The 15305-nt window shown below is 72.5% G+C and carries 14 protein-coding genes; 8 read left to right on the forward strand and 6 right to left on the reverse strand.

The genetic code is table 11. The features are described 5' to 3' along the window. Positions 1-25: 25 nt before the first annotated feature. The 4 genes from HED23_RS32730 to HED23_RS32745 form a co-directional block, all read right to left on the reverse strand. Positions 26-1288 carry a PQQ-binding-like beta-propeller repeat protein gene (locus HED23_RS32730; protein WP_238442199.1) on the reverse strand — a complete coding sequence of 421 codons (1263 nt, stop codon included), beginning with the start codon at positions 1286-1288 and terminating at the stop codon, positions 26-28. Positions 1289-1441: 153 nt separating this feature from the next. Beyond that, positions 1442-2065, reverse strand: a complete 624-nt coding sequence (locus HED23_RS32735; RefSeq protein ID WP_203186927.1) for a TetR family transcriptional regulator — start codon at positions 2063-2065, stop codon at positions 1442-1444. Next, positions 2062-2871, reverse strand: a complete 810-nt coding sequence (locus HED23_RS32740; RefSeq protein ID WP_386465506.1) for a sugar phosphate isomerase/epimerase family protein — start codon at positions 2869-2871, stop codon at positions 2062-2064. The genes HED23_RS32735 and HED23_RS32740 overlap by 4 nt, the downstream gene beginning before the upstream one ends. A 96-nt stretch (positions 2872-2967) precedes the next feature. Further along, positions 2968-3915 carry a Ppx/GppA phosphatase family protein gene (locus HED23_RS32745; protein WP_203186928.1) on the reverse strand — a complete coding sequence of 316 codons (948 nt, stop codon included), beginning with the start codon at positions 3913-3915 and terminating at the stop codon, positions 2968-2970. A gap of 32 nt (positions 3916-3947) precedes the next feature. Here HED23_RS32745 and HED23_RS32750 point away from each other — a divergent pair, with 32 nt between their 5' ends. Then, positions 3948-4790, forward strand: a complete 843-nt coding sequence (locus HED23_RS32750; RefSeq protein WP_203186929.1) for a hypothetical protein — start codon at positions 3948-3950, stop codon at positions 4788-4790. Positions 4791-4902: 112 nt separating this feature from the next. Here the strand turns inward: HED23_RS32750 and HED23_RS32755 are convergent, their stop codons facing one another. Further along, positions 4903-6690, reverse strand: coding sequence for a BACON domain-containing protein (locus HED23_RS32755; RefSeq protein WP_420803063.1), 1788 nt, complete (start codon positions 6688-6690; stop codon positions 4903-4905). Positions 6691-6888: 198 nt separating this feature from the next. Here HED23_RS32755 and radA point away from each other — a divergent pair, with 198 nt between their 5' ends. Both radA and disA read left to right on the forward strand, forming a co-directional pair. Next, entirely contained in the window at positions 6889-8301 is a 1413-nt protein-coding gene (radA, locus tag HED23_RS32760; protein WP_203186931.1) for a DNA repair protein RadA, read from the forward strand. A gap of 80 nt (positions 8302-8381) precedes the next feature. Beyond that, positions 8382-9506: a DNA integrity scanning diadenylate cyclase DisA gene (gene disA, locus HED23_RS32765; protein ID WP_203186932.1), complete on the forward strand. Its 1125-nt coding sequence runs from the start codon at positions 8382-8384 to the stop codon at positions 9504-9506. A 298-nt stretch (positions 9507-9804) separates the two neighbouring features. Here disA and HED23_RS32770 read toward each other — a convergent pair whose 3' ends face one another. Then, positions 9805-10611 carry a hypothetical protein gene (locus HED23_RS32770; RefSeq protein ID WP_203187737.1) on the reverse strand — a complete coding sequence of 269 codons (807 nt, stop codon included), beginning with the start codon at positions 10609-10611 and terminating at the stop codon, positions 9805-9807. A gap of 261 nt (positions 10612-10872) precedes the next feature. Here HED23_RS32770 and HED23_RS32775 point away from each other — a divergent pair, with 261 nt between their 5' ends. The 5 genes from HED23_RS32775 (at position 10873) to cseC (ending at position 15274) form a co-directional block, all read left to right on the forward strand. Beyond that, a complete protein-coding gene (locus HED23_RS32775) occupies positions 10873-11775 on the forward strand; it encodes an A/G-specific adenine glycosylase (protein ID WP_203186933.1) in 903 nt (300 codons plus the stop codon). A gap of 184 nt (positions 11776-11959) precedes the next feature. Next, positions 11960-12544 (forward strand): SigE family RNA polymerase sigma factor, encoded by a 585-nt coding sequence (locus tag HED23_RS32780; RefSeq protein ID WP_203186934.1) that lies wholly within the window; start codon positions 11960-11962, stop codon positions 12542-12544. Then, entirely contained in the window at positions 12532-13230 is a 699-nt protein-coding gene (locus tag HED23_RS32785) for a hypothetical protein (RefSeq protein ID WP_386465081.1), read from the forward strand. Before HED23_RS32780 ends, HED23_RS32785 begins: the two co-directional genes overlap by 13 nt. An 11-nt stretch (positions 13231-13241) precedes the next feature. Further along, positions 13242-13952, forward strand: a complete 711-nt coding sequence (gene cseB / locus HED23_RS32790) for a two-component system response regulator CseB (protein WP_203186935.1) — start codon at positions 13242-13244, stop codon at positions 13950-13952. Continuing rightward, positions 13949-15274, forward strand: coding sequence for a two-component system sensor histidine kinase CseC (cseC, locus tag HED23_RS32795; RefSeq protein ID WP_203186936.1), 1326 nt, complete (start codon positions 13949-13951; stop codon positions 15272-15274). Before cseB ends, cseC begins: the two co-directional genes overlap by 4 nt. Positions 15275-15305 lie beyond the last annotated feature (31 nt).

Consider the following 15305-nt stretch of genomic DNA (forward strand, 5'->3'; position numbering starts at 1 on the left):
ACCGACGCGCCCGCCCACCCGGGCGTCACACCGCCGGGAGCGCCATCAAACGACCGTCGTGCAGCGCGGCCAGCCGGTTGCCGCCGGAGACCACGTACCACTGCTCGATCGAGCCCTTGCCGTCGTTGTAGGTCCAGCGGAGCTTTCCGTCACGCGCGTCGTAGGCCTGGACGCCGCCGTTCTCGTCGAACTCCGTCGCCCCGTACAGAGTGTCCCCCACCTTGGCGAACTGCAGCGGGACCGAGACCTCGAGCAGGTCGGGGTTGTGCCACCGCCGCTTGCCCGTGGCGGGGTCGACGGCCCACAGGGCGTGGGCGCTGTCCGAGGCGTAGAGCACCCCGTCCAGGACGGTCGGCCCGTTGAACGCGGAGAACTCCTCGGTCTCCAGCGCCCAGCGCTCGGCGCCGTCGTCCAGGCCGAACGAGCGCAGGTTCCTGCCGTCGGCGACGACCACCGCTCCGTCGTGGACGGCGATCCGCTCGAAGTTGGAACTGCTGATCTTCTTCGACCACAACTGCCGCCCGGTCGCAGTGTCGCGGACGGTCAGGTTCTTACGGTGGTCGGTGTAGACCAGGTGCTTGCCGAGCACGGCCGAGGTGATGCCCGACTCCTCCGTCCCGGCGTCCCTCTGCTCGCTCCAGACCGCCTTGCCCGTACTGATGTCGACGGCGGCGATCACGTTGGTCCGGGAACTGAGGTCCTTCTCCAGAATGCCCGCGACCACGTACACGCGTTCGGTGTCGGCGCCGATGGGCCGGGGCTGGGCGTACCGCCCGTCGAGACGGCTTCGCCAGGTCTCCTTGCCGGTGGCGGGGTCGAGGCCCACGAGATCACCGTCGTACTCGCCGCTGGCCAGACAGAGCATGTCCCCGCCCATGATCAGGCGCGCGCCCGGCTGGGCGGCACCCGGCAGGGACCACAGCTGCTTGCCGGTGGCGAGGTCCCGGCCCACCAGGGGATCACCCGCGACCAGCACCACGTTGCCCACGACGGCGAGCACCTCGTGGTTGCCGAGGGTTCCCACCGAAGCCGTCTCATGCCACAGCGCACGGGGGGCGGTCCCGGCGGGCGGAGTCGTGAACGCGTCTCCGCCCCCCTTGCCGCCCGCACCGGGCTCCGTCCCCTCCGCGCCGCCGGAGGCGTCCGCCTCCTCGGGCCCGCACGCGGTCGTCACCGCCCCGGCCAGCACGAGTCCCAGTCCCGCTCCGGCCAGCCGCAGCAGCCGTCGGCGGGGCATGACACCGTCCGCCTCGCGCCCGTCCGGCCTGCCCACGTTCCGAGTCGTCACGGTCCGTCTCCCCCATCTGTCGTTCACCACGTACGTCCGGCTCACTGATCCCGGACAGACAACCATCGGAATTCGGCCATGGCGGCGGCTGGTACCGACTCGGGACATCCCTGTGGGCCCACCGGCACAGCCGTCACACAGGCAGGACCCGGATCACTTCTCGCCCAGATACCTCTGGAGCGTGGGGGCGACCATCGCGATGATCTCCTCCGGGTCGGCCGACGCGAGCGGTTCCGCCCTGATCACGTACCGCAGGACCGCGATACCGATCATGTGCGAGGCCGCCAGTTCGGCGCGGAAGGTCGGATCGGGCACATCGAGGTCCGCCGCGATGCGCTCCAGCAGCCTGCGCAGCACGAAGCCGCGCAGCACCTTCGCCGCCGCCTCGTGCGTCAGGGCGGAGCGGAGGATCGCCAGCAGCGGCGCCCGGGACACCGGGTTCTCCCACACGTCGATGAAATACCGGGCCAGCCGCTCCCCCATGTCCTCCGAGGGGCCGCCCAGGATCGACGGGATGACCAGCGCGGGCTCGAAGGAGACCTCGACGGCCGCGGCGAAGACCTCGTCCTTCGTGCCGAAGTAGTGGTGCACCAGGGCCGCGTCCACGTCCGCCGCCTTCGCGATGCCCCGGATCGACGTCTTGTCGTAGCCGCGTCCGGCGAACTCCGTGCGGGCCGCCTCCAGGATCCGCGTCCTGGCGTCGGGGCCGGTGGTGTCAGCCGTACGGGAGGGGCGGCCCCTGCGCCGGGGCGGCGGGCCGTCGGCTCCGGGGGTCACGGGCGGGGCGCCCGCGCCGACGACGCCAGATGGAGCCGGGTGAAGGCGAGCGCCTCCGCCAGATCGGCCTCGCGTTCGGCCGATGACATGGCACGGCGGGTATTGACCTCGATGACCACATGGCCGTCGAAGCCGGTACGGGCCAGCCGCTCCAGCAGTTCCGCGCACGGCTGGTCGCCCCGCCCGGGAACCAGGTGCTCGTCCTTGTTGGAGCCCTTGCCGTCGGCGAGGTGGACGTGCGCGAGCCGGTCACCCATCCGGTCCACCATGGCCAGACTGTCGGTGCGCGCCGTCGCGGTGTGCGAGAGGTCCACGGTGAAGTGCCGGTAGTCGTCGTTGCTGACGTCCCAGGCGGGGGCGTAGGCGAGCATCTCGCGGTCCCGGTAGCGCCACGGGTACATGTTCTCGACCGCGAAGCGCACGTCGGTCTCGTCCGCCATGCGCCAGATGCCCGTGACGAAGTCCCGGGCGTAGTTCCGCTGCCACCGGAACGGCGGGTGGACGACCACCGTCGACGCGCCGAGCTCCTCCGCCGCGGCCCTGGCGCGCTGGAGCTTCACCCACGGGTCGGTGGACCAGACCCGCTGGGTGATCAGCAGGCAGGGCGCGTGCACGGCCAGGATCGGCACCTGGTGGTAGTCCGACAGCCGCTTCAGCGCCTCGATGTCCTGGCTGACCGGGTCGGTCCAGACCATGACCTCGACACCGTCGTAGCCCAGGCGCGCAGCGATCTCGAAGGCCGTCGCCGTCGACTCCGGATAGACGGAAGCCGTCGACAGGGCGACCTTCGCATCCGGGATGCGCACCACTGGTTCTGCCACGTGGACAGGGTACGGGCAGCGGTGCGCGACGCCGAGGGAGCCCGGCTGAAAGTGACAAGGACCATGAGCGTCCCGGCCGGTTCAGGCCAGGGCCGCCTGCTCCGCCGGCAGGTGGTCGAGACGGCGCAGGATGACGCCCTCGCGCAGCGCCCAGGGGCAGATCTCCAGCTCCTCGACCCCGTACAGGTCCATCGCACCCTCGGCGACGAGCGCCCCTGCCAGGAGCTGCGCGGCGCGCCCCTCGGTGACCCCGGGCAGACTGCCCCGCTGCGCGACGGTCATCGCCGACAGCTTCGGCACCCACTCCTCCAGGGCCTTGCGGGTGAGGACGCGCTGCACGTACAGCCCCTCGGCGGAGCGGGCGGCGCCCGTTATCCTCGCGAGCTGCCGGAACGTCTTGGAGGTGCCGACGACATGGTCGGGCGGCCCCAGCCGGGTGAATTCGCCGACGGTGCGCGCGATGCCGGCGCGGACGTGCCGGCGCAGCTCCCGCACGGCGGTCGTGTCCGGCGGATCTCCGTGAAGCCAGGCGGCGGTGAGCCGTCCAGCGCCGAACGGCAGTGAGACGGCGGCGTCGGGCTCCTCGTCCATCCCGTAGCCGACCTCCAGCGAACCGCCGCCGATGTCCAGGACCAGCAGCTTCCCGGCGGACCAGCCGAACCAGCGGCGGGCGGCCAGGAACGTCAGCCGGGCCTCCTCCTCGCCGCTGAGGACGGCGAGGGCGACACCGGTCTCCTCCCGCACCCGGGCCAGCACCTCGTCGGCGTTGCCCGCCTCACGCACTGCGGAGGTGGCGAACGCCAGTACGTCCTCACAGCCCTTGTCCTCGGCTGCCTGGAGGGCGCCGGCGACCGTCGTCACGAGGCGGTCCACACCTTCGGGGCCGATCGCCCCTTCCGGGTCGAGAAGTTCTGCGAGCCGCAATTCCGCCTTGTGCGAGTGGGCGGGCTGCGGGCGGGCGCCGGGATGGGCGTCGACCACCAACAGATGCACCGTGTTCGACCCCACGTCGAGGACTCCGAGTCTCATACGGGAACGCTACTGCGGCTTACTCTGGGCAGGTGCCAAAGACGAAAAAGGCGAAGCCGGACAAAGCCACGAAGAAGCAGCAGAACGCGAAGCAGGAGATGCCGCATCCGGAAGCAAGCGGGCCGGACGGGCCCGACGAGAAGGGGCTCGACTTCGCGCGGGCCTGGGTCGAATTCCCCGACCCCGCCGACGACGAGCAGGTCTTCCGCTGCGATCTGACCTGGCTGACGTCCAGGTGGACCTGCATCTTCGGCAGTGGCTGCCAGGGCATCCAGGCGGGCCGCGCGGACGACGGCTGCTGCACGCTGGGCGCGCACTTCTCGGACAAGGACGACGAGAAGCGGGTGGCCGGGCACGTCGCGCGGCTCACACCGGATCTGTGGCAGTTCCACGACGTCGGTACGAAGACCGGCTGGGTCGGTGTCGACGAGGACGGCGAGCGCCAGACACGGCGCTGGGAGGGCTCCTGCATCTTCCAGAACCGTCCCGGGTTCGCGGGCGGCATGGGCTGCTCGCTGCACATCCTGGCCCTCAAGGAGGGCAAGGAGCCGCTGGAGACCAAGCCGGACGTGTGCTGGCAGCTGCCTGTCCGCCGTACGTACGACTGGATCGAACGGCCCGACGACACGCGCGTGCTCCAGATCTCGATCGGGGAGTACGACCGCCGGGGCTGGGGCCCGGGCGGTCACGATCTGCACTGGTGGTGCACCTCGGCGACGTCGGCGCACGGAGCCGGTGACCCGGTCTACGTGTCCTACCGGCCCGAGCTCACCGAGCTGATGGGCAAGGAGGCCTACGACCGGCTGGTCGAGCTGTGCGAGCAGCGGCTGGCGTCCCTGCTGCCGATGGCCCCGCATCCGGCCGATCCGGCCTGAGCGGAGCCCGTGTCGGGACAGGCCTTGGACACGGGTCCGGCTGCGCTCCCACGACGGCGGCCCGGTGCGCGGCGCACAAACGTTCCGCCGCGCACCGGGCCGCCGTGCCGCGTCAGCCCTCCGGTGCGGAGGGCTCTCCCGGGACCGTCGTCGGACTATTCGACGGGGCGGGCCCGGTGGATCCGTCGGACGGTGACGGGGTGGGGCCGGGAGAGCCCGGTGTGTCCGTCGGCGGATCCGTGGGGGTGGGCGACGGCTCGGGCGGGTCCGTGGGATCGGTGGGGGACGGCGTCGGATCCGTCGACGGGGGCGGGGACGGCGGTGTGGGGCCCGGCGGCTCGGAGGACCGGTCCGGGGACGGCTCCGGGTGCCCGGGGCGCGGAGCCGTGGCGCCGTAGCCGGTGATCGCGACCGCCGACCCCGCCGGGGCGAGCAGGACGCGGGCGCTCCACGGCCCCTGCGGCTCGGCAGCGGGGTTCACGAACACGTACAGGGTGACGCCACGGCCGGGGGCGACCGTGCCGGACGTACGGCTGAGGTGCAGCCAGGGGGCGTCCGCCCGTGCCGACCAGACGACGGTTTCGTCTCCCGTCGCGGTCAGGGTGATGGCAGTACGGCCGCCGGAGGAGCGGACCGAGACCGCGAACGAGCCCGCTGACGGGCCGGCGCCGACGCTGACGACCTCCGCCGAGACGTCCGGATTCCGGGCGCCGTCCGTGAAACCGCCCCGACCGTCGGCGCGGGCGTTGCCCGCGTTCTCGTAGTGGTCGTACGGAGCGCTCTCGGGGCCCGGCTCACCGTCCACGTCCGTCGCGGTGACCGCGGTGTCGCGGCCCTCGCCGGTCAGCGGCGCGCCCCGGTAGGCGGCCCACAGGGCGATCACCGGGGCGGCGACGACCGTCGCCACGACCGTCGTCGTCACGACCCGGGCGCGCAGCCGGTCCCGGCGCGCGGCGTGGTCCTTGGGGTCCAGCGGAAAGCCCGTCCGGCCGAAACGAGGGGCGCACCGGGTCCGCCGGGCGTGTGCCAGGGCGACGTGTACCGAGGGGCGGGGGGCCTCGACGAGCGGAAGGGCGGCGGCCGGGGCGACGGTCGCACCGGGCCAGGGGCCGGTCGCACCGGCGCGTTCGGCTGCCCGGCGGCAGCGGGGGCAGTCGTCGACGTGCCGGACCAGCTCCCGGCGCAGGGCCGCCGAGAGCAGCACCTGGTGGGCGCCGGTGAGCCGGGCGACGGCGGGACAGTCCCCCGTCTCCACGACGGCGAGGGCGGCGCGGGTGCGCTCCACCTCGCAGGCCGCACCGGCCAGGAGTTCCCGCGCGCTGCCGGGACCGAGGCCGAGGACGGCGGCGACGGCGCGCGGGGGCAGCCCGTGGCGCACGGCGAGTTCGAGCGCCTCGCGCTGCTCGGGGGTGGTGCCCGCGGCCTCGGGCCAGGCCAGTTGTGCGAGTTCGCGCCGGCGTGCCTCGGCCGCCGGGGACTCCGTGTGGCAGCCGGGGGCGGCGGCGTCCTCCGGACTGTCGCGGGTGCCGGACGCGGGGGTGCCCCCGCGCTGCGCGTCGGCACGCGGGGCGGGCGGGCGCCGGTGCGCCTGGCGGCCCCGGCGCTGCTCGGTGAGGGCCCGCAGGCACGTCCATCTGGCCAGGGCGTACAGCCAGGATTTACGTTCCTCCTCGGCCGCGGGGCACCGGCCTTCCTGCCGTTCGGCGATCGCCAGGACCGAGCCGAGCGCATCGGTGGCCGCCTCGTGGTCGCAGAGCACGGAGAGGCAGTAGGTGAACAGGCCGTCGAGATAGGGCTCGTAACGTGCGGACGTCCGCTGCGCCGAGGGACGGGGCGCACGACGGTGCGCCCGGGGTGCGCCGGTGGTGTGCGTGGAGGTCTCCAGACTGCTGCTCGTCACGTGGCGACCGTAGGCAGACAGCGGGCGAACCCTGACAGCACTTTCCGACATTTAATCCTTACGGGTGACGGTCTCCCTCGAAAGGGGACAGGAATCCCGGATTCCCCCGCAAATACCGCATCGGGCACATGTTCGCCTCCCGCGCCCACGGCCGGTGCTGTCGGACCGCGTGTCAGACCGCACCTATACGGTGACGCCATGGCTGCCCGTACGAAATCCGCGAAGGACCGGCCGTCCTACCGCTGCACCGAATGCGGCTGGACGACCGCCAAATGGCTCGGCCGCTGCCCGGAGTGCCAGGCCTGGGGGACGGTCGAGGAGTTCGGCGGCGCCCCCGCGGTCCGCACGACGGCGGCGGGCCGGGTCTCCACCGCGGCCCTGCCGATCGGCCAGGTCGACAGCCGGCAGGCCACGGCACGCACGACCGGGGTCGGCGAGCTGGACCGGGTGCTCGGCGGAGGGCTCGTGCCCGGTGCCGTCGTGCTGCTGGCGGGCGAGCCGGGCGTCGGCAAGTCGACGCTGCTCCTGGACGTGGCCGCGAAGGCGGCGAGCGACGACCACCGCACCCTGTACGTCACGGCCGAGGAGTCCGCCAGCCAGGTGCGGATGCGGGCCGACCGGATCCGGGCGATCAACGACCACCTGTACCTGGCCGCCGAGACCGACCTCTCCGCGGTCCTGGGGCATCTGGACGCGGTCAAGCCCTCCCTCCTGGTCCTCGACTCCGTGCAGACCGTCGCCTCGCCAGAGATCGACGGCGCGCCCGGCGGCATGGCACAGGTCCGCGAGGTCGCGGGAGCGCTCATCAGGGCCTCGAAGGAGCGCGGCATGTCGACGCTCCTGGTGGGCCATGTGACCAAGGACGGCGCGATCGCCGGCCCCCGCCTCCTGGAACACCTCGTCGACGTGGTGCTGTCCTTCGAGGGCGACCGGCACGCCCGCCTCCGGCTCGTACGGGGCGTCAAGAACCGGTACGGCGCGACGGACGAGGTCGGCTGCTTCGAGCTGCACGACGAGGGCATCACCGGCCTCGCCGACCCCTCCGGGCTCTTCCTCACACGCCGGGACGAGCCCGTCCCCGGCACCTGTCTGACGGTCACCCTGGAGGGCAAGCGTCCGCTCGTCGCCGAGGTGCAGGCCCTGACTGTCGATTCGCAGATCCCCTCGCCCCGGCGCACCACGTCGGGCCTGGAGACCTCCCGGGTCTCGATGATGCTGGCCGTTCTCGAGCAGCGGGGCCGGATCAGCGCGCTCGGCAAGCGGGACATCTACAGCGCGACGGTGGGCGGTGTGAAGCTCACCGAACCGGCCGCGGACCTCGCGATCGCCCTGGCGCTGGCCAGCGCGGCCAGCGACACACCGCTCCCGAAGAACCTGGTCGCGATCGGTGAGGTTGGACTCGCCGGTGAGGTCAGAAGGGTCACGGGGGTCCAGCGCAGGCTGGCGGAGGCGTACCGTCTCGGGTTCAAGCACGCCCTGGTTCCGAGGGACCCGGGACAGGTCCCGGCAGGCATGAAGGTCACGGAAGTGGCCGACATGGGCGACGCCCTGAGAGTCCTCCCCCGCCGGTCTCGGCCGGACGGACCACAGGAGGACGGCGCACGCCGGTAGACTTTGCCCTGGTCTCGCCCGCCCGTACGAACGGTATGAGGGACGCAAGGGCATCGCAAACCTGTGACCGGAGGAGTGCAGTGGCAGCCAACGACCGGGCAGCATCGCCCGGAAAGTCCGGCCAAGGCACGGGTAACGAGGCGCTCATGCGCGCCTCGTTGAGCGCGGTCGCGCCCGGAACGGCCCTCCGCGACGGCCTGGAGCGCATCCTCCGTGGCAACACCGGCGGCCTGATAGTCCTCGGTATGGACAAGACCGTCGAATCCATGTGTACCGGCGGCTTCGTGCTCGACGTGGAGTTCACCGCGACCCGCCTGCGTGAGCTGTGCAAGCTGGACGGCGCGATGATCCTCGACAAGGACATGACCAAGATCTTGCGGGCCGGCGTCCAGCTGGTCCCGGACGCCTCCATCCCGACCGAGGAGACGGGCACCCGTCACCGCACGGCGGACCGGGTCTCCAAGGCGTGCGGCTTCCCCGTGGTGTCGGTCTCCCAGTCGATGCGCCTGATCGCGCTTTACGTGGACGGGGAGCGCCGGGTCCTCGAGGAGTCCTCCGCGATCCTGTCCCGCGCGAACCAGGCGCTCGCCACCCTGGAGCGGTACAAGCTCAGGCTGGACGAGGTCGCCGGGACCCTCTCCGCACTGGAGATCGAGGACCTGGTGACCGTGCGGGACGTCACGGCGGTCTCGCAGCGGCTGGAGATGGTGCGCCGCATCGCCACCGAGATCGCCGAGTACGTGGTGGAGCTGGGCACCGACGGCCGCCTCCTGTCGCTCCAGCTGGACGAACTGATCGCGGGTGTGGAGCCGGAGCGGGAGCTGGTCGTACGCGACTACGTGCCCGAGCCGACCGCGAAGCGGTCCCGCACGGTCGTGGAGGCGCTGGCCGAGCTGGACACGCTCACCCACACCGAGCTGCTCGAACTGCCGGTGGTGGCCCGGGCGCTGGGGTACAGCGGCTCACCGGAGACGCTGGACTCCGCTGTCTCCCCGCGGGGTTTCCGGCTGCTGGCGAAGGTGCCGCGGCTGCCCGGGGCGATCATCGAGCGGCTCGTGGAGCACTTCGGCGGCCTGCAGAAGCTGCTCGCCGCGAGCGTGGACGACCTCCAGGCCGTGGACGGGGTCGGCGAGGCCCGGGCCCGGAGCGTCCGGGAGGGCCTGTCGCGGCTGGCGGAGTCCTCGATCCTGGAGCGGTACGTCTAGGGTTCCGCCCGGCTCGTGCCCGGACCGTCGGCACCCGTGTGCCCGACGGTGATCCCGGAAGGGCGCGGCCGTCGCACGTCGTGGACGGTTCCGCGCCCCGGCATCCCGGGTCGCACCTGACGACGGCGCCCCCGGGGCCCGTCCGACGGCCGTCCTCCCGGCCGAAGACGTTCCGCATCCCGGCATTCCGGGTCCCGGCATCCGGGTCCCGGCTGACGGCACCGTGGCGCCGCAGGGCCTCCCTGCCCCGGCGAAGCCCTGCCGGGCCGGCTGATCCCGGTGGCCCGCCTGCCGGCTGTCAGTCCTTGGCCAGGACGAACGACGCGCGCTGGACGGTCTCGCCCGGGACCTCGGCCTCCAGCAGATACGTCCCCGGGGCCGCGGACCGGACGGGCGGCGTCGCGCACCGGGGCGCGCTCCCCTTGCGGTCCCACTCCACGGTGTGGACGACCGTCGCTCCCGCCGGGACCCTCAGGAAGAGGGCACCGTTCTTCGGGCAGTCCTTGGAGGACCACACCTTCTCGTCGGCCTCGCCCGCTTCGGTGATCGTGAGCACCGCGCTCTTCGGGCCGAAGTCGGCCTTGCAGTCGGCAGCCGAGGTGTTCCTGGCACTCAGCCGGAACTCCGGCTCAACGTCGGGTCCGAAGCTGATGTCCGTCTTCAGGCTCAACTGCAACGCGGCAGGGGTGCAGTTGGGGAGCGCCGACCCGGCCGGCACCTGCTCGCCGCCCGTACCACCGCCACCGGTGCCCGCGCTCGTACCCGACGATCCGGAGCCACCCGATCCCTCGGTGCCCGATCCCGCCGAGCCGCCCGTCCCGGTGTCCGCGCCGGATCCCCCGCCCGTACCGCTCCCGGGGTCCTCAGACTCGTCACGTCCGCCGGGGGGCTGGCCGACGACCGGACCGGAGCTCGAAGGTCCCGGAGTGATGGAGGGGGCGGGGTCGGAGTCTCCGGGCTTCCCGTCGTCCCCCCCGCCGCCGCTGCCGCCGCCCGAGGTGACGGCCCACGCGATCAGCGCCGCGAGCAGCGCGACCACCAGCACCGCCACTGTTCTGCGACGCCAGTAGATGCTGGAGGGAAGCGGCCCGACCGGATTGCGCATAGAACCCACGGACCGAACTGTACGAGAGATCCTCCCCGACTCCGGCCCCCAACGGCCGCTCTGATCCACAAGTTTTCCGGATCATCATCACGGCGTGGCCGTTCCCGGTCGCTTCCGGCCACTTTGCACCGGCTCGGATGTCGTCCGTCCCGTACGAAGAGACAGAACGGGTGGCGATATCACCCCCTGAGCCCTTGGCCGGGCCGACACCCCCGGCGCCGTGCCCGATGTCCCGCCTTCCGTGCCAGGATCGTAGGTGCGATGACTGCCACGACTTCGACACAGACGCCCCCCGCCTCCCTCCATGCCCCCGTCATCGGGTGGTTCGAGCAGCACGCCCGCGATCTGCCCTGGCGCCGCCCCGAAGCGGGTGCCTGGGGTGTGATGGTGAGCGAATTCATGCTGCAGCAGACCCCGGTGAACCGGGTCCTCCCTGTCTACGAACAGTGGATGGCCCGCTGGCCGCGCCCCGCGGACCTGGCCGCCGACGCCCCCGGCGAAGCAGTCCGCGCCTGGGGCCGGCTCGGCTACCCGCGACGTGCGCTGCGGCTGCACGGGGCGGCGCAGGCGATAACGGAACGCCACGGCGGGGATGTGCCAAGCGAGCACGGTCAGTTGCTCGCACTGCCCGGGATCGGGGAGTACACGGCCGCGGCCGTGGCCTCGTTCGCGTACGGGCAGCGCCATGCCGTGCTCGACACGAACGTCCGCAGGGTGTTCGCCCGGGCCGCCGGCGGCATCCAGTACCCGCCGAACGCGACGACCGCGGCCGAGCGAAAGCTCGCCCGCGCCCTGCTTCCGGAGGAGGACGAGCGCGCCGCCCGGTGGGCGGCCGCCACGATGGAACTCGGCGCACTCGTGTGCACCGCGAAGAACGAGGACTGCACGCGCTGCCCGATCGCCGGACAGTGCGCCTGGCGGCTCGCCGGGAAGCCCGACCACCAGGGTCCGCCGCGCCGCGGCCAGACCTACGCCGGTACGGACCGGCAGGTCCGGGGACGGCTGCTCGCGGTGCTGCGCGACGCGGTCACACCGGTGCCGCAGTCCGCGCTGGACTCGGTGTGGGAGGAGCCCGTGCAGCGGGCGCGCGCCCTGGACGGGCTCGTCGCCGACGGACTGGTCGAGCCCCTGGCGAACGGCCGGTACCGGCTGCCCATGACCTGACCCGCTCACACGGCGGCACGGCTGTCCATCGGCTGTTACACAACCGATGGACAGCCGTGCGTCCGCGTACGGCTGCTCCGCACACCCTCGTGACAACGCCTCCGTAACGTCACCGGACGTCGGCGACGGGACCACCCCGGCCGACGGCGGTACACGGGGATCCACGGGGACGGAGGCGGTTGTAATGGCGCAGGGCGAGGTGCTCGGATTCGAGGAGTACGTACGGACCCGGCAGGACGCGCTGCTGCGCAGCGCCCGCCGGCTCGTTCCTGACCCCGTGGACGCGCAGGACCTGTTGCAGACCGCTCTGGTGCGCACCTTCGGCCGTTGGGACGGCATCGCCGACAAGTCCCTGGCCGACGCCTATCTGCGCCGCGTCATGATCAACACGCGTACGGAGTGGTGGCGGGCCCGCAAGCTCGACGAGGTTCCCACCGAGCAGCTCCCCGACGCGAGCGTCGACGACGGCGCAGACCAGCGCGCCGACCGCGCCCTGCTCATGGACGTCCTCGGGGTGCTGGCTCCGAAGCAGCGCAGTGTCGTCGTGCTGCGACACTGGGAGCAGATGAGCACGGAGGAGACGGCCGCGGCGCTCGGTATGTCCGCCGGTACGGTGAAGAGCACGCTGCACCGCGCCCTGGCACGCCTGCGCCAGGAGCTGGAGGACCGCGCGGCCCGGACCCAGGAGGCCGAGGGGGCACCGGCACGGATACCCGCACAGCGGGGCAGGCGTCATGACGAGCGGGGGCGGGAGCGGTGCGCGGCCTGACGGGCAGCAGACAGGACACCACGGCCGGCCGCGGGAGACTCGGGCCGGGTCTGGCGGCGGGGAGCACGGCGGTGGCCGGGCTCGCCGCCTTCGGGCTGTTCTGCGCGGGGTGTTCCACCGGAGGCACGGGCACGCGCGACGAGGGACCGGCCGCCACCCAGCAGGTCGCCCGGGCGACGCCGTCGAGCACTGTGCCCACAGGGACGGCGAAGCCCTCCCCCCGGGTCGACGCCGTGATGCTCGTCAAGAGCGACCCGAAGGCGAGCCGGCAGCTCAAGGACGACCTGAAGCCCTGCACCGGCGACGAGTACCCGGTCGACACCTCGTACGGAACGCTCACCGACGGACCGTCGGCGGATGTCGTGGTCAACGTCATGACCTGCGGCGATTCGGTGGGGGTCGGCACGTACGTCTACCGGCGGGGTGCCGACGGCACGTACGGGAACGTCTTCGCCGCCGAGGTTCCGGCGGTCTACGGCACCATCGACCGGGGCGACCTGGTGGTGACGACGCAGGTGTACGGGTCGAAGGACTCCGTCGCCTATCCCTCCGGCGAGGACGTCGTCACCTACCGGTGGACTTCCGGCCGGTTCGCCGAGACCGACAGGGTGCACAACGAATTCAACCGGGCCGTCGGCAGCGGGGAGGGCGCTCTTCCCGCACCGCAGACGACGACGCAGAACTGAGAGCCGCGCGCATGGCCGATACCCATGTCCTCTTCGTCGAGGACGACGACGTCATCCGTGAGGCCACCCAGCTCGCACTGGAGCGGGTCGGCTTCTCCGTGACCGCGGTCCCCGACGGTCTGCAGGGCCTGGAGGCCTTCCGGGCGGCCCGTCCGGACATCGCGCTGCTGGACGTGATGGTGCCGGGCCTGGACGGGGTCAGCCTGTGCCGGCGCATCCGCGACGAGTCGGCCGTCCCGGTGATCATGCTGTCGGCGCGTGCCGACTCGATCGATGTGGTGCTCGGCCTGGAGGCCGGGGCCGACGACTACGTGACCAAGCCGTTCGACGGGGCGGTTCTCGTCGCCCGCATCCGCGCCGTGCTGAGGCGCTTCGGCCACGCCGCCGGTGGGGGCGGGACGCCCGCCGGGGCCGGTGGGACACCGGGGGAGCCGGGCGGTGTGCTGGTCTTCGGGGATGTGGAGATCGACACCGAGGGCATGGAGGTGCGCCGGGGCGGCGCGCACGTCGGTCTGACACCGACGGAGATGCGGCTGCTGCTGGAATTCTCCTCGGCGCCGGGCACGGTGCTCTCCCGGGACAAGCTCCTGGAGCGGGTCTGGGACTACGGCTGGGGCGGGGACACCCGTGTCGTCGACGTCCATGTGCAGCGGTTGCGTACCAAGATCGGTCAGGACCGGATCGAGACCGTGCGCGGTTTCGGCTACAAGCTCCGCGCATGAGGCGGCTGGCGCTGCGGACCGGTGTCCGCTGGAAGATCAGCATCGCGATCGCGGCCGTCGGGGCGCTCATCGCGCTGGCCCTGAGCCTCGTCGTCCACAACGCGGCCCGCGTCTCGATGCTGGAGAACGCGCGCGAGGTGCAGTTGGAGCGGCTGCTCTTCGCCCAGCGCCTGTACGAGGCGACGCCCGGACAGAAGCCGTCACCGAAATTCGGCGCCAAGATCAACGACCCGTCGCTGCCGGCGAGTCTCCTTGGTCAGATCCGGGAGAACCGCCGCGCCACCCACGTCGACGAGTACGCGGACGGGGTGCCCGACGTCTGGGCGGCCGTACCGCTGGCGAACGGCGACGTCCTGTCGCTGCACACCCGTTTCGCCGACCGCAGCGCCGCGATCATGGGAGACCTCGACCGGGCCCTGATCATCGGCTCGGTCTCGGTCGTCTTCGGCGGCTGCGCGCTGGGCGTCCTGATCGGCGGCCAGCTGTCCCGGAGACTGCGCAAGGCTGCGGCAGCGGCCGGCAAGGTCGCCCAGGGCAACACGGAGGTACGCGTGAGGGAGGCCGTCGGGGGCGTCGTACGGGACGAGACCGACGAGCTGGCCAGAGCCGTGGACGCGCTCACCGACGCGCTGAACGAGCGGATCGAGGCGGAGCGCCGGGTCACCGCCGACATCGCCCATGAGCTGCGCACCCCGGTGACCGGGCTCCTCACCGCGGCCGAGCTGCTGCCCCCTGGACGCCCCACGGAGCTCGTACGGGACCGGGCCCAGGCGATGCGGACCCTGGTCGAGGACGTCCTGGAGGTGGCCAGGCTGGACAGCGCCTCGGAGCGTGCGGAGCTCCAGGAGCTGCCGCTCGGCGAATTCGTCGGCCGGCGGGTCAGGCTGCTGGATCCGGAGATCACGGTGCGGGTGGTGCACGAGTCCTGGGTGTCCACGGATCCGCGGCGGCTGGAACGCATCCTGGGCAACCTGCTGGGGAACGCCGCCAAGCACGGAGCCGGCCCGGTCGAGGTCACGGTCGAGGGCCGGGTGGTCCGGGTCCGCGATCACGGGCCCGGTTTTCCCGAGGCGCTGCTGCGGGAGGGGCCGAGCAGGTTCCGTACCGGCAGCAGCGACAGGTCAGGACGCGGCCACGGCCTGGGGCTGACCATCGCCGCTGGGCAGGCGCGGGTCCTGGGCGCCAGGCTCACGTTCCGCAACGCCGGTCCGGCCGGGAGCGCCGGAGGCACCGGCGGAGCGATCGCCGTGCTGTGGCTGCCCGAGCACGCGCCGACGAACACAGGCAGCTTTCCCGTCCTGCGGCAGGCGGGCACGGGCTGAGGAGACGGGTGTGGGTCCCGGGGACGTCCCC

This window comes from Streptomyces pratensis (genome assembly GCF_016804005.1).
In the GTDB taxonomy this organism is placed as follows: Bacteria; Actinomycetota; Actinomycetes; order Streptomycetales; family Streptomycetaceae; genus Streptomyces; species Streptomyces pratensis_A.